This is a genomic window from Microbacterium sp. 13-71-7, assembly GCF_002257455.1.
In the GTDB taxonomy this organism is placed as follows: Bacteria; Actinomycetota; Actinomycetes; order Actinomycetales; family Microbacteriaceae; genus Microbacterium.
Window position 1 is genome coordinate 26,648 of the sequence record NZ_NCKN01000004.1, and the last position, 13,525, is coordinate 40,172.

A 13,525-nucleotide genomic window follows, 5' to 3' on the forward strand; every position below is an offset into this window, starting at 1 on the left:
AGCGCGTACGCTGAAGAATGACCGCGCCGAAGGAGATCCCGATGCCAGACACCCTCGCCGACGACGTCCGCGCACCGATCGAGAGCGCGATCGCAGAACTGCAGAAGGGATCCGCGGCCTGGTCGTCTCTCACGGTCGGCCAGCGCGTGACGCTGCTGCGCGGGGTGCGGCGGACCGTCGCCGCGAACGCGCGGGCATGGGCGCGCGCCGCGGTGCGCTCGAAGCAGCTGAGCGATGACCACCCGCTCCGCGGCGAGGAATGGCTGAGCGGCCCCTATGCGACGCTCGGCGCGCTGGACGCCTACATCGAGACGCTCGACCGCATCGCGCACGGCCGGAATCCGCTCGACGGCCTCACGGTGGACCGCACGGCGAGCGGGCAGACCCGCGTGCACACGTTCCCGCTCGAGGGCATCGACAAGCTGCTGCTCTCCGGCTTCACGGGCGAGGTGTGGCTCACGCCTGGCGTCACGCCCGGCGATGCCAGGGCCCGCGCGGGCCTCGCGCAGCGCTCCCCCGCCGCCGGCGACGGGGGTATCGGCCTCGTCCTCGGCGCCGGCAACATCACCTCGATCCCTGTGCTCGACGTGCTCTACGAACTGCTCGCGCACGACAGGGTGGTGCTGCTCAAGGTCAACCCGACCCAGGACGCGCTCGTGCCGGTCTACGAGAAGGCCCTCGCGCCGCTCATCGCCCCCGGCTTCCTGCGGATCGTCCGCGGCGCAGGCGACGTCGGCGCCTACCTCACCGCGCACGACGCCTTCGCGCACGTGCACATCACCGGATCCGCCCCGACCTTCGACGCGATCGTGTGGGGCACGGGACCCCAGGCCAAGCGCCGCAAGCGCGAGTACCGGCCGCAGCTGAAGAAGCCGATCACGGCCGAGCTCGGCGGCGTCTCGCCGATCATCGTCGTGCCGGGCCACTGGAGCGACGAGGATCTGCGCTTCCAGGCGGAGCACGTCGCCACCATGCGCCTGCAGAACGGCGGGCACAACTGCATCGCCGGCCAGGTCGTGCTCCTGTCCCGCGACTGGGCGCAGCGGGACCAGTTCCTGATCGAGCTGCGTCGCGCCTATGCGCTCGCCCCGGAGCGCCCCATCTGGTACCCCCGCTCCGACGAGCGGATGGCGCAGGCGGCCGAGGCCTATCCCGACGCACTGGTGCTGGCGGACCGGCTGCTCGTCGAGATCGGCGACGGCGACGACCCGACCGCGCTGGAGCAGACCGAGTACTTCGCCCCCGTGCTGGGCGTCGAGCAGCTTCCCGGCACCGGCCAGGCATTCCTGGATGCCGCCGTCGCGCACGCGAACGAGAAGCTGCAGGGAACGCTCGGCGCGAACGTGCTGATCGACCCGGCCACGGAGGCCTCGCTCGGCGCGGGCTTCGAGAGGGCGATCACCGCGCTGCACTACGGATCCATCGCGATCAACACCTGGACCGCGTTCGGATTCATCACCCCCACCGTGACCTGGGGCGCGTTCCCCGGCAACACGCTCGCCGACGTGGGCAGCGGGCTCGGCGTCGTGCACAACGCGCTGCTGCTGGCCGATGTCGAGCGCTCGGTGGTGCGCGGACCGTTCCGGCCGTTCCCTCGGTCGGCGTCGATCGTGCGCGACGGGGGACGGTTCACGATCCTGCCGAAGCCGCCGTGGTTCGCCTCGTCGCGCACGGCCGCCGAGGTCAGCGAGGGCCTGACCCGGTTCCGCGCCCAGGGCGGCGTTCTCGCGCTGGTGCGCACGCTCGTCCAGGCGATGCGGGCGTAGCGCGCAGCGCGACCGAGACGAAACGCAGTAACCTCGCGAGAGCGCCAAGTTTCGTCTCGCTGCGCTCGCTCAACGGCCCCGGGGTCCTACGGCGTTGCCACCGAGAATGTGTCGCACTGGCCGAGGCCGTTCTTGTAGCCGTTCGCGAACCAGAAGTCGCGCTGCTTGCTGGATCCGTGGGTCCAGCTCTCCGGGTTCGTGTAGCCCGCGGACTGCTGCTGGATGTGGTCGTCGCCCACCGCGGCCGCGGCGTTCAACGCGTCGGTGATCTGCGCCTCGGTCGGCTTCTTGAAGTAGGCGACGCCGTTCTTGTCCTTCTGATCCGTCAGATCCGCGATGAAGGCGCCGGCGTAGCAGTCGGCCTGCAGCTCGGTGCGCACGCCGTTGCTGGTGGGACCCGTGCCGTTGTTCGGGTACTTCGACATCGTGCCGGTGATGTTCTGGATGTGGTGCCCGTACTCGTGCGCCACGACGTAGACCTGCGCCAGGTCGCCCGCCTCCGCGCCGAACTGCTGCTTGAGCACCTGGAAGAACGTCGGATCGATGTAGACGGTCTGGTCCGAAGGGCAGTAGAACGGGCCGACGTCGTTCGACGCGGTCCCGCACGGCGTCGCGGTCGCGACGTCGACGCTGACCTGCCCCGGCTCGACGTAACCCTTCACGTTCTTGGTCCAGTACTGGTTCAGCGCGAGCTTGGTCGAGGCGACGCGGCAGTCGACGTCTTTGTTCGCATCGGCCCCGGTGTTGCAGTTCTTCACGTAGCCCTCTGAAGAGGCCGTCGCCTGCGGCTGTCCCTGTGTGCCGGTCCCCCCGCCGAGGAGACCGGAGAGGTCGACGCCGGTGAAGGCGCTGATCAGCAGCACCACGACCGCGCCGAGTCCCACCACACCACCGCCGGCGATCGCGGCGGTTCGCCCGCCGCCACGCCGCTGGACCTTGTTGTCGGAGACATCGGCATCCGGATTGAACGTCATGAGCACAGTTTTCCACGGTCCGCGCGCCGATGGGGAGGCATAGGCTCACACTGTGCGTCGCGCCAGCGACCGAAGGGAGCCGAAGTGACCACCACGGTGACACTGACGGGTGCGGGCGGGCAGATCGGCTACGCGCTGCTGTTCCGGATCGCAGCAGGCGACATGCTCGGCCCCGACGAGAGGGTGCGGCTGCGGCTGCTGGAGATCCCGGCCGGGATCGCCGCCGCGGAGGGCGCTGCCCTCGAACTTCAGGACGGCGCCTTCGGGCTGCTCGAGCACGTGGAGGTGACCGACGACCCGGCCGTGGGCTTCGACGGCGCCGACCACGCGCTGCTCGTCGGTGCGCGCCCACGCGGCCCCGGTATGGAGCGCGGCGACCTGCTCGCCGCGAACGGCTCGATCTTCGGCCCCCAGGGATCCGCGATCGCGGCGCACGCCGCCGCGGGCGTGCGCGTGACGGTGGTCGGCAATCCCGCGAACACGAACGCGCTCATCGCCGCGGCCTCCGCCGACGGCGTCCCCGCGGAGCGGTTCAGCGCGCTCACCCGGCTCGACGAGAACCGCGCCCGCGGTCAGCTCTCGGCGGCGCTCGACGCTCCGGTGGCCGACATCGCCGGCGTGACGATCTGGGGCAACCACTCCGCGACGCAGTTCCCCGATGTCGCCTACGCGACGGTGGCCGGCCGTCCCGTGCCGGAAGCACTCGCCGAGCAGACCGGCGATGTGCGCGCATGGCTCGAGAGCACGTTCATCCCGCGGGTCGCCAAGCGCGGCGCCGAGATCATCCAGGTCCGCGGATCCTCCTCCGTGGCGTCCGCGGCGAGCGCGGCGATCGACCACGTGCGCGACTGGGCGCTCGGCACCGGCGAGCGCCGCACCAGCGCCGCGGTCGTCTCGCACGGCGAGTACGGCGTGCCGGAGGGTCTGATCAGCTCGTTCCCGGTGCGCGCCGTCGACGGCGAGTGGCGGATCGTCGAGGGGCTGGATCCCGATGCCTGGGCGCGCGAACTCATCGACCGCTCGGTCGCCGAGCTCGTCGAGGAGCGCGACGCCGTCCGGGCGCTCGGGCTGATCTGACGCGGGCGTCCGGACATACCCGGTCCCTGAGCGAGGAGCGAAGCGACGAGACGAAGGGCGCTCGGCAACCACGAGACGAATCGCGCAGGGGCGTCCTTCGTCTCGCCGCGCTCGCTCAGGAACCGAGGAGCGCACGGTCCCTGAGCGAGGAGCGAAGCGACGAGACGAAGGGCGACGGTGAATACGAGATCAGCGTCCGCGCGAACGCCTGCTCCAACCTTGCAGGTCGTCGTATCGCCCCTCGATCAGCGCAAGCTTCTTGGCCCGATTCCAGCGATGGATCCTGCGCTCCCACGCGAACGCCTCGTCGATGCGCTCGAACTCCGCGGTCCAGGCGAGCTCCACGGGAAGCCGGCGACGCGTATAGTCGCCGCCGAAACCTGCCTGATGCTGTTCCAACCTCCAGGCAAGATCCGTGGTGCTGCCCGTGTAGAAACTGTCGTCGACGCAACGGAGGATGTAGACGTGCGGCATAGTCGCACGGTACTGAATTGACCGCCGCACTCGCCTCGGTTATCCACAGGCGTCCTTCGTCTCGCTGCGCTCGCTCAGGAACCGGAGGCACGCCGCGCTCGCTCAGGAACCGGAGGCACGCCGCGCTCGCTCAGGAACCGGAGGCACGCCGCGCTCGCTCAGGAACCGACCACAACCTGTCCCCAAGCGAACGCGCGAGCGTCAGATCGTCGCGGCGTCGATCACGAAGCGGAACTTCACGTCGCTCGCGAGCACGCGCGCGTAGGCGGCGTTGATGCCGATCGCGTCGATGAGCTCGATCTCGGCGGCGATGCCGTGCTCGGCGCAGAAGTCGAGCATCTCCTGGGTCTCCTCGATCCCGCCGATCGACGACCCGGCGAGCGAGCGGCGACCGCCCAGCAGCAGGCCCGCGCGGAACGACATGGGCTCCGGCGGCGCGCCGACGCTGACCATGGTGCCGTTCGTGTCGAGCAGGTTCAGGTACGCGTCCAGCGGCAGCGGGGCACTGACGGTGTTCAGGATCAGGTCGAAGGAGCGCTTGTTCGCGGAGAACGTCTCCGGATCCGACGTGGCGAGGTAGTGGTCGGCGCCGAGCCGGATCCCCTCGTCCTTCTTGCGCAGCGACTGCGAGAGCACGGTGACCTCGGCGCCCAGGGCGTGCGCGATCTGCACGGCCATGTGTCCGAGGCCGCCCAGGCCGACGACGGCGACGCGCGTGCCAGGGCCGACGTTCCAGTGCCGCAGGGGCGAGTAGGTCGTGATGCCGGCGCAGAGCAGCGGCGCGGCGCGATCGAGCGGGATCGCGTCGGGGATCCGCAGCACGAACGCCTCGGTGACGACGACCTGGCGCGAGTAGCCGCCCTGGGTGATCGTGCCGTCGCGGTCGGTCGCGCCGTAGGTGCCGATCGCCCCGACCCTGCAGTACTGCTCCTCGCCGCGCAGACACGCGTCGCACTCGCCGCAGGAGTTCACCAGGCAGCCGACGCCCACCCGGTCGCCGACGGCGAAGCGCGTGACATCGGATCCCACGGCGGAGACCGTCCCGGCGATCTCGTGGCCAGGGGCGAGCGGATAGTGCTGCGGGCCCCAGTCGCCCTGGACCGTGTGGATGTCGGAGTGGCAGATGCCCGCGAAGGCGATGTCGATCACGACATCGAGCGGGCCGGGCTCGCGGCGCTCGATCGTGATCGGGACGAGGGGCGCACCCTCGCTCGGTGCGGCATAGGCGGCGACGACGGGCATGGCGCTCCTCAGGGCTCCGGGGGTGGGACAGTGCGAGCGTACTCCGCCCGGTGATGGCGCGGCTCCATCCGCCTCTCTCGGGACGCCGATGTCCGTGGGAGAAGGCACAATAGAGGCGGAGGCGGATGACATGGAAGCGACCACGCACGCGCACGGCGATGCGGACGGCACCACGGGTGCACCGCTCGACGCCGCCCTCACCAGTCCTCTGCATCTTCCGCACGCGGCCGCGGAGTGCCCCAAGTGCTTCACCGAGCTGCAGCAGAACCGGAACTGGTGGTCGGCCAAGCCCGACGGATCCCGCCTCGTCGGCCTCGTCGTCGCCCGCGAGGGCATGCCCTCGGTCGTGCAGCAGCGCGACGACCTCACCCGGTTCGGCGTGCCGATCGAGGGCTTCCGCCATCCCGCGCCCGACATCCTGGAGAGCTGGACCGATCGCATCGGCCGCCTCATCGACACGCTTCGCCCGGGTGATGTGCTTGTGGTCGCCAACATCCATGCCCTAGGGCGCGACATCGACGAAGAGACGCGGACGGTCGCCGCGCTGCGCCGTCACGGTGTGATGGTGAAGGTGCTCAGCCACGACGCACGCCACCTCGCCGACGCCGGCCGCTGACCTTCCGCGGGAGCCCTCGCGACGCCGGCCGCGAACTGCTTCCGCCGGTCAGACTGGCGTCCCGCGATTCCAGCCTGGTTTCTGGATCAGGCGCTCATCCTGCTCGCGCCGACGACACTGCTCGGCAAAGCGCGCTGCCTCTTTCGGATCGGCGAGCAGGCCCTCGTACTCGACACGGGACAAAGCGTAGAACTCCTCATAGTCGACCAGACCGTTGCTTACCGGGATCGACATGAAGCGCTGACCAGTGTCTTCGACCCGCCCCAGCGAGTACCGGTCCTCGTGCGAGAAGAAGTCATCGTGAACCTTCATTGCACGCCCCTCTCGTTCGCATCGTGTCTTTCTTGCCTTCTGAAGTCAGCGCAGAGGTGTCCTAGCCTGGCGAGGCATTTGCTCACCGGGATCGACCGTGCGCCGTTCATTCGTGAGAATCGCACCCTCGCCAAACGGGTTGAGCACGATGTCGATGCCCGGAGCCAGCTCGCCCAGCCCCGCCGCGGGTACGAGCGACGCAACAACCTCGGCAACTTCCGCTGCCTGCGCCCACTCGTCGAAGAGATCCCGTGAGGAGAATGCCGGAACCATCCGTCGTCCGCTGAAGCTGATCGTGCCCAGCCTCGTCTCGCCCTGCACGTTCACAGCGGGAACGAGCACCCCGAAACGACCCAGAACGGACCCCGCGCGTGCCAACGTGTCGATGCGATTCTCGCGCAGCTGGCGCACCGTGGCGCGAGGCAAGAGAGTCATGACGTCCGCCTGGCTCTCCTCGGCCTCGTGCAGGATCTCCAGAGCGTGGGAGAACGCTTCGTCATGGTGTCCTGAGTCGACCAGTTGGTGAGTCAACGAGACCGCGAGAGATCGCGGCATCACCCGACCCGATCGCACGGCTGCCAGCTCGACGTCGAGTTGATGGCGGAAGGACGAGCACAACTCCGCCGGAAGGGATCCCGTTGACTGCGCGGCGCTCAAGACGTCGAGAGCGCTGATGAGCGCATCCTCATAGGTCGATGTCACAGGCCCTCCTCCTCAAGCGCGGTCGCCCGGTTCACCCAGAACTTCATCGCACTCATGCCGTCCCGCCCGGCCCATCGAACTCAGGCCTCCGGACCGTCGTCCCCTTCAATCGGCGATAGCGCTCCGCCCTCGCCAGAAACTCACGGAGCGCCTCAGCCTCCGAGTCCGTCCGCAGCGTCATGAAGTCCATCTCGACGCCCTTCTCGTCCGTGTCCCACACACGCCACCCGGACCCGTCCTCAGCGATCCACGTCGATGACTCGGGCCGTCCCGTCGGTCCGAACCAATTCGCCGTCGTCATCGGATGCGCCGCGAGATACGCGGCCACCGCTGCGATCGTCAGATTCTCACGATCCATCAATGGACCTCGCTGTCAGATCCGTCGAACCCGTGGTCGACCGCCAAGACTTCCGCGCGTCAGTCATCGATGAACCATCGCGGTTTCGTGATCCTGGCAGGGGATGCCGCAGTGGCGGCGCGCAGGTGGTCGACGACGTCCCGCTCCTCCAGAGGCGGTCGGCCGGGTTCTGATTCATCGGCGAAGATCGAGACGTGGACGGATCCGCCATCGGTGATCTCGCCGATCTGCACGAACTTCGCATCCGGGAAGAGGGCGAACTCCTGGTTGTCCGGGAACGCCGAACGATAGCGAACGTCGCGAGCCGTCGCAGTGATGAAGGCCGACGCGTATGGCACCGAGAAGTTCTCGGTCGCGATCCGGGCGTCCGTAGAGACCGCACGGAGCCGCGGGAAGGTGTTCGCGCGCGGCAACGAGAGGCCGCCGCGCCAGAACAGACCGGAGAAGGGCGTCGTCGGCAACAGCCACCACGCTGTCTCGATACCGACTCGCGGCGCGGGGAAGCGCCACAGCGCCGGGGGACGGCTCCCGTCCGCGACCTGCGGCGGCACTTCTGGCCACACATCCAGAAGCACACCCAGAGAGGCTGAACCGAGCTCCAGCGCGGAGGCCGCACGTTCGGCGAGACCTTCGGTCATCGCCCAGCACAGCACGGTGGAATCCCCACCGTAGACAACCCATCGACACCCTCCTGAAGCCTCGACGACGGGCGCGAACTCACCCAACGGATCGCTCGCGTCAAGTGGCGCGATGGGCCGATGCCGCGCGGGCCGGGACCGTCGAATCTCGTCCCACCATGCCTCACCCCACTCCGACTCTCCGATGCAGGCGAGTACGAGTGCGGCCCAATCCATGCGCTGCCACCCGGCGAACACGACGCGCCCCGACGACAGGATCCGAAGCCACGAGGGGCCGAATCTCACCTCGGGACCTCCATCGATCACCGCGGTATCGCCCAGCACCCTCCACTCGCGCCCGATCGTCTGCAAGGAAGCCCCGACGCGGGTCACGAACGCGGCGCGCGCGCCCTCGAGGCTGCGCTCGTGCATGATCTTCGCGACGCTCTGGCCGGGATTGATCCTCTCGAACTCCGTCTGCACCCCGTGCCACAGCTCTGCAAGCGCGGCGTCGATCCGTTCCTCGGTCACGAGAATCTCCTCACGCGTCGACGAATCGCCGGCGCTGCCGGATCTCGACCGGGGGCAGCGCATCCGAGGAGCGACTCCACATCACCCGCTCGCCCGACCTCATCCGATCGGAAACCCTTCATCGCCGTGCCCCATCGCCTTCAGCCATCTTCATCAGTTGCAGCAGCCGGGCAAGTGCCTCACGCTCGCTTCTGTATGTCTCCGGTGTTCCGCCGCTACCGGGCCTGTTCGCCGCCCACACCGACCACTCGTCACCCCGCCGTGCGATGCCGGCCCGATCCGTCCTCAGCGCGACGGCGGGTGCAGGGAACCAATCCAGGTCCGCACCGTCCGTGATGTCGCGCATCGCCGCGACCCGGTCGCTCACGGATCCGTCACCGCCGACATACGCCGGGCCCGTTGCGAAGAGACCGCCCTGCGCGGAAAGCTGCGCCCGCAGTGCCATGACGAGTGGGGAGCCCATCTCAATCCGGTCGTGGCGGGTGTGCACGACGATCGACGAAACCGTCGGAATCAGCAGCAGCGCGCCAAGCGGCAGGACCGTGCGCGGAGCGGACGCGAGACCCGCTTCTTCAAGACCCTGCCACCCCGTCGCCACCACTGCGACGCCGTCGCTCACCACCGGCTCGAAGAGCCCGCCCTCGACGCTCGGCACGAGCACCGGCGCCTCCAGGACCTCCCGGACGCCGGAGGTCGGAAGAGCCCGCGCCGAAGACGCGTCGAGGAACTGCTCCGTCTGCCGGAACGTCGCCCCGTGTGGAGCCGCCATCCGGCGTCGCGCGATCGCGCTAGCGAGAGCCAAGGACTCCTCGGCGAACAGGACGGACGACCCGTGCAGTTCCACCCCGCGCTCATCGCTGTCGAAGACCTCGAAGTGGCGGTCCCGCATCTGGAGGATTGTCCGCCCGGCGACGAACGTCTCCCCGGACGGGAACCACATCAGCCCCGTCAATCGCTCGGCCGCATAAGCGCGGAAAGCATCGTCGAAGGTCATGGTCTCATCATCGCGGGGCCAGGTGGGAAATGCGTATGCCGAGGCGTGGCCCCGACCGGGACGGTCAGCCGCCGCGCTGCGGGTGCCGCGCCTCGAAGGCGTACCACCGCTGATCTCGTCCAGATCCACTCGCATGCCTCGGACTCTCCGGAGAACGCCGGCGGCGTCTCCCCGTCCTCCACGGTGGCACGAGCGACGCCACCGCGCTCGTCCCCGCGACATATCCGTTGAACTAACGCCTCACCGCGAGCCCTCGCCGCTCAGCCGATCGATCCCGGCCCGCTGTTCGCTCAGCGTGACGACCGTCGCCGGATCCACGGACGCAAAGGTGTCCACGACTCCCGCCGCCCCCTCCACCGTCATCCGATACGCAACCACACCGCCGCCCTGATCCCGAGACATGCCGCTCGGCCACACATCCGCCTGCGCACCCGCGACACCGATCCGCCACCCCCCGGGCTCGAGAACATCCCGGATGGCGCACAGCGCCTCGAACGCATCGTCCGCCCGGACCTCGACCGGCTCGAACGCCCCGGAGGCGACTCGCACCGCCCACGCGCCGTGCTCGTAGCGCCACGCCACCGACGCATCGTGCACGACGCCGTCCCGTGCCACCTGGATCTCCTGCGAAGCCCCCGCCATCGGCTGTGACTGATCTCGGTTCGCGCGTCGTGCTTCGAACTCGCGCCACCACAGGATCTCGTTCCAGATCCACTCGCACGCCTGAGCCTCCGTTGCGAACTCCAGCTGTGTCTCGCCGTCCTCCGCCGTCGCCTGGCCCACACCGCCGCGCTCATCGCCACGGAACACCGTGAACCGCCCGTCCGAGCGCCGCACGAGCGCGTAACTCGTCGGCACCGCGGGCCCCCCGTCCGAGAACGAGAGTGTGTACGTCACCCACTGCTCCGTCGCACCCGGCAAGGCCAAAAGACGCCGGCGCAGTTCGTCGTAGTTCATGCTGAAATCATCCTAGATATCCGTTTCGGATGTACCACTGGATCCCCTTCGGGAAGAAGTACTGGACGCCCCCGCCGCCTTGCTCGAACGCCGACGCGATCGGCCCTTTCACGACATCGGCCGGCAAAGGTTTGAGCACGGTGTATCCGGTCGTCGAGAACGAAAGACTCAGGCGATCCGGCGGAATGGCGCGATCTGAAAAGCGCGTCCCCGATGGTTGCTCGCCGCGATTGCCTTCGCACCGAAATGGGTCGTCACGTCTCCAACTCGCATCACGCGAACTACCGAACGAGATAGGCGAAGTAGTTTCCGAGCTCTTCCAACGCGGCCGCAGAGAGAGCTGCGCGGCGGTGATGGTCTGCTCGCGCCAGAAACTCCTCGAGTGCTTCAGACTCCGATTCGGTCCGCATGACCGTATAGTCCACGACCACGCCCTTCTCATCGGTCTCCCACACGCGCCAGCCAGGCCCGTGTTCAATGATCCACGCGGAGGACTCGGGTCTTCCAGTGGGGCCAAACCAGTTGGCCGTAGTCATCGGATGTGCGGCAAGCCGCTCTGCCGCCGCGCTTATGGTCAGGCTCTCACGATCCAAGCAAGACCTCCTTCACTAGTCCGTTGAACTAACGCCTCACCGCGAGCCCTCGCAGCTCCGCCGTTCACTCAGGGTGACGACCGTCGCCGGATCGACGGGCTCGAGAGTGTCGACGACGACAACCGCCATTCGGTGCCCGACATTCGTCCATCACGAAGTGTGAACCGAGATCTCCTCGCGCAACACTTTCAAACCTTCCGGTTCGATATCGAACCCCTCCGTCGACCCGGGGTTAAGCACCAGACCCTTGTCCCGGGGCATCATGCGCACGATTTGCGACCCCGTCAGTGTGACCATCCACGGTGCGAGCTGCGAGACGGCGCCCGCGGCTGCAGGAGTCGAGTACACCGCCAGCATCTCTATTCCCCCCTTGGGGAAATAGACTGGACGGAAGTTTGCGAAGCTTTCACCTGGCTCTTCCGCGCTCGGAACGAAGAGCGTCGATGCCGCCATCGTCCACAACACGGTCTGCATCGTCAACTGCCGTTGTCGCGCGCGAGTTATCGCAATTTCGACGACGGGTGCATCACTCATCAGAAGACCTCCTCAGGGAAGCGGCGACGCGCTTCTTCATCACTGACAGGGTGCAGCGACCTACCGTCACCGATCCACCACGTCCGACAGAAGTCGCATCGATACAGCAGATCGGCAGGGCTCGAAGCGACAACGAAACGCGGCTGTCTCGCGACGTAGACGCCTTCTCTGCAATGGGTGCAGCCCAGTTCATTCATGATTCAGTACCGCCTCACCACTATCCAGGAACCATTCTCCAACCTAGTGAGGACCGAACCTGGTGGCATTGGCCCTCCGCCGGTGACGAGGGTCTCCCTGGTCGGGTTGACCAGGAACGCCCCCGTACCGGTATTGACCGCGGTGTGGCCGTATGTGGGGCTCGGGTTCGTCGGATCGGGATAGAAGTGCTCCCACCCCCCGGAGTCCGCGACGGTCGGGCGACGGAGCGTCGCCGGATCGACGGGGAAATGCACAGAATAGATGTCTCCCCCGTTGACATGTGCGTCCAGCATCATCGGCGCCATACCCGTCTGACGGGCGGCATCCGCGGAGGTATGGATCTGAGCCGCATCCCCTGTAGGCATCGCCCAGACGTCGCGCCCCTCCGCGCCGAGTTTCGCGTCTGCGGAGTCGTAAAAATGAAGCACGGGTTCGCCGAAGAGCGAGCTGTGATATCCACCGTCCGCCATGTACTGGAAATCTGCGCTCGTGAGCACTCGCGGTGGTTCCACCGCGCCTTTGCCGCCTTTGAGTGCGTTGTCCGCCGTCTCACCGAACCGCGTGAACAGCGCCTTCAGCTTCTCGACCAGATCACCCAGCTTGCGGATCGCCGCGACCATGTCCGGGATCCGCTTCGAGAACTTCGTCGCCACCGCCGCCACCCGCGTCGTCGCCTGCTCGATCACCAGCGGCGTCGCCAGCCCGAGACTGAACACCAGCTCCGCCGCGTACGAGATCAGCGACCCCACCAGCTGCGCCAACGCATCCCGCACCATGTCGTGAACGACCTGCACGATCGTCGACGCCATCTGCATGCCCGTCGCCAGACCATCCGCCCACGACGCCGCGCCCTTCAGATGCGCCACCACGTCCCGCTGGAACGCCAGATAGGCCTGCACCGCCGCACCATCAGCGGCGTCCAGGTCGCCCAGCACAGTCGCCAGATCCCCCGCCGACCGACGCAACTGGGTGCCCACGTTCGTCCAGGTCTGCGCGAACCCCGCAACAGCCCCTGAATCGCCCGTCAGATCGTTCAACCAGCCCTTCAGCGGCTGCAGGTGCTCCATCAGCCAGCCCAGACCCGCCGCGATCAACGACCCCAACGGATCCGACACCGCCGCGACCGTGTCCATCACGGCACTGAACGCCGCGAACCCGCCCGCAACCCAGTCCCCCGACTTGATCGCCGAGACCAGCGCCTCACCGTCCTCGAGCAGGAACGTCCCCTGCAGCGGACTCGTCGTGTTCACCGGACCCGCCACCAGCGGATTCGGCGGCGTCACCGCGACACCCCGTCCACCTGACCGTGCAGCTGCTTGTACCGGGTGGAGAAGTCGTGCTCCATCGCCTCGAAATCACTCACCATCCCGAGGAATTCCGTCTCCGCACGCCCTAGCAGCGCCGACACCGAACTGATCGTGCCCACGGCGACCTGCGACACCGCGACCGCCGGGGGCACCAGGAACGAGCACATCACTCCGAACGCCCCGCCCGTGAGGTTCAACGACCCCGCCGCATCCTGCGCCAGCCGCACATCCGACGCCACCCTGGCCACCCGGGCCGCGTGCTGCCGGGCCAAA

Annotated in this window: 17 protein-coding genes; 3 read left to right on the forward strand and 14 right to left on the reverse strand. The window is 68.0% G+C overall.

The genetic code is table 11. The annotated features are described in order from the left end of the window. The first annotated feature begins 41 nt into the window (after window positions 1-41). Complete coding sequence (locus B7X32_RS00910; protein WP_292714648.1) at window positions 42-1,766, forward strand: aldehyde dehydrogenase family protein; 1,725 nt, start codon at window positions 42-44, stop codon at window positions 1,764-1,766. Window positions 1,767-1,852: 86 nt separating this feature from the next. Here the strand turns inward: B7X32_RS00910 and B7X32_RS00915 are convergent, their stop codons facing one another. Continuing rightward, complete coding sequence (locus tag B7X32_RS00915; RefSeq protein ID WP_292714651.1) at window positions 1,853-2,740, reverse strand: neutral zinc metallopeptidase; 888 nt, start codon at window positions 2,738-2,740, stop codon at window positions 1,853-1,855. An 84-nt stretch (window positions 2,741-2,824) separates the two neighbouring features. On the opposite strand from B7X32_RS00915, the gene B7X32_RS00920 reads away from it, so the two are divergent. Beyond that, window positions 2,825-3,817, forward strand: a complete 993-nt coding sequence (locus B7X32_RS00920; protein WP_292714654.1) for a malate dehydrogenase — start codon at window positions 2,825-2,827, stop codon at window positions 3,815-3,817. A gap of 189 nt (window positions 3,818-4,006) precedes the next feature. Here the strand turns inward: B7X32_RS00920 and B7X32_RS00925 are convergent, their stop codons facing one another. After that, window positions 4,007-4,291: a GIY-YIG nuclease family protein gene (locus B7X32_RS00925; protein WP_045272900.1), complete on the reverse strand. Its 285-nt coding sequence runs from the start codon at window positions 4,289-4,291 to the stop codon at window positions 4,007-4,009. 201 nt (window positions 4,292-4,492) lie between these two features. Beyond that, window positions 4,493-5,533, reverse strand: a complete 1,041-nt coding sequence (locus tag B7X32_RS00930) for an NAD(P)-dependent alcohol dehydrogenase (RefSeq protein ID WP_292714663.1) — start codon at window positions 5,531-5,533, stop codon at window positions 4,493-4,495. Between the two features lie 130 nt (window positions 5,534-5,663). On the opposite strand from B7X32_RS00930, the gene B7X32_RS00935 reads away from it, so the two are divergent. Next, window positions 5,664-6,149, forward strand: coding sequence for a recombinase family protein (locus tag B7X32_RS00935; protein WP_292714666.1), 486 nt, complete (start codon window positions 5,664-5,666; stop codon window positions 6,147-6,149). Window positions 6,150-6,197: 48 nt separating this feature from the next. Here the strand turns inward: B7X32_RS00935 and B7X32_RS00940 are convergent, their stop codons facing one another. The 11 genes from B7X32_RS00940 to B7X32_RS00985 form a co-directional block, all read right to left on the reverse strand. Further along, on the reverse strand, window positions 6,198-6,461 hold the full coding sequence (locus B7X32_RS00940; RefSeq protein WP_292714668.1) for a hypothetical protein: 264 nt from the start codon (window positions 6,459-6,461) through the stop codon (window positions 6,198-6,200). Between the two features lie 45 nt (window positions 6,462-6,506). Next, entirely contained in the window at window positions 6,507-7,163 is a 657-nt protein-coding gene (locus tag B7X32_RS00945; protein WP_292714672.1) for an SseB family protein, read from the reverse strand. A 52-nt stretch (window positions 7,164-7,215) separates the two neighbouring features. Beyond that, window positions 7,216-7,491: a hypothetical protein gene (locus B7X32_RS00950; protein ID WP_292714676.1), complete on the reverse strand. Its 276-nt coding sequence runs from the start codon at window positions 7,489-7,491 to the stop codon at window positions 7,216-7,218. An 89-nt stretch (window positions 7,492-7,580) separates the two neighbouring features. Then, window positions 7,581-8,669: a hypothetical protein gene (locus B7X32_RS00955; protein ID WP_292714679.1), complete on the reverse strand. Its 1,089-nt coding sequence runs from the start codon at window positions 8,667-8,669 to the stop codon at window positions 7,581-7,583. A gap of 118 nt (window positions 8,670-8,787) precedes the next feature. Beyond that, a complete protein-coding gene (locus B7X32_RS00960) occupies window positions 8,788-9,663 on the reverse strand; it encodes a hypothetical protein (RefSeq protein ID WP_292714682.1) in 876 nt (291 codons plus the stop codon). 240 nt (window positions 9,664-9,903) lie between these two features. Further along, window positions 9,904-10,560 carry a hypothetical protein gene (locus tag B7X32_RS00965; protein ID WP_292714685.1) on the reverse strand — a complete coding sequence of 219 codons (657 nt, stop codon included), beginning with the start codon at window positions 10,558-10,560 and terminating at the stop codon, window positions 9,904-9,906. Window positions 10,561-10,627: 67 nt separating this feature from the next. Further along, window positions 10,628-11,011, reverse strand: a complete 384-nt coding sequence (locus B7X32_RS21020) for a TNT domain-containing protein (RefSeq protein ID WP_366246929.1) — start codon at window positions 11,009-11,011, stop codon at window positions 10,628-10,630. Then, window positions 10,902-11,213, reverse strand: coding sequence for a hypothetical protein (locus B7X32_RS00970; RefSeq protein WP_292714688.1), 312 nt, complete (start codon window positions 11,211-11,213; stop codon window positions 10,902-10,904). Before B7X32_RS00970 ends, B7X32_RS21020 begins: the two co-directional genes overlap by 110 nt. Before the next feature lie 150 nt (window positions 11,214-11,363). Beyond that, window positions 11,364-11,747, reverse strand: a complete 384-nt coding sequence (locus B7X32_RS00975; protein WP_292714692.1) for an SseB family protein — start codon at window positions 11,745-11,747, stop codon at window positions 11,364-11,366. A 200-nt stretch (window positions 11,748-11,947) separates the two neighbouring features. Continuing rightward, window positions 11,948-13,195, reverse strand: coding sequence for a hypothetical protein (locus B7X32_RS00980; RefSeq protein WP_292714694.1), 1,248 nt, complete (start codon window positions 13,193-13,195; stop codon window positions 11,948-11,950). Window positions 13,196-13,224: 29 nt separating this feature from the next. Next, window positions 13,225-13,525, reverse strand: a 301-nt coding sequence (locus tag B7X32_RS00985) for a hypothetical protein (protein ID WP_292714697.1), incomplete at its 5' end; no start/stop codon positions are given.

Coding starts and splice junctions, on each gene's coding strand:
- B7X32_RS00910 (WP_292714648.1), top strand. CDS start 42: ATGCCAGACACCCTCGCCGACGACGTCCGCGCACCGATCGAGAGCGCG.
- B7X32_RS00915 (WP_292714651.1), bottom strand. CDS start 2,740: ATGACGTTCAATCCGGATGCCGATGTCTCCGACAACAAGGTCCAGCGG.
- B7X32_RS00925 (WP_045272900.1), bottom strand. CDS start 4,291: ATGCCGCACGTCTACATCCTCCGTTGCGTCGACGACAGTTTCTACACG.
- B7X32_RS00930 (WP_292714663.1), bottom strand. CDS start 5,533: ATGCCCGTCGTCGCCGCCTATGCCGCACCGAGCGAGGGTGCGCCCCTC.
- B7X32_RS00935 (WP_292714666.1), top strand. CDS start 5,664: ATGGAAGCGACCACGCACGCGCACGGCGATGCGGACGGCACCACGGGT.
- B7X32_RS00940 (WP_292714668.1), bottom strand. CDS start 6,461: ATGAAGGTTCACGATGACTTCTTCTCGCACGAGGACCGGTACTCGCTG.
- B7X32_RS00960 (WP_292714682.1), bottom strand. CDS start 9,663: ATGACCTTCGACGATGCTTTCCGCGCTTATGCGGCCGAGCGATTGACG.
- B7X32_RS00975 (WP_292714692.1), bottom strand. CDS start 11,747: ATGAGTGATGCACCCGTCGTCGAAATTGCGATAACTCGCGCGCGACAA.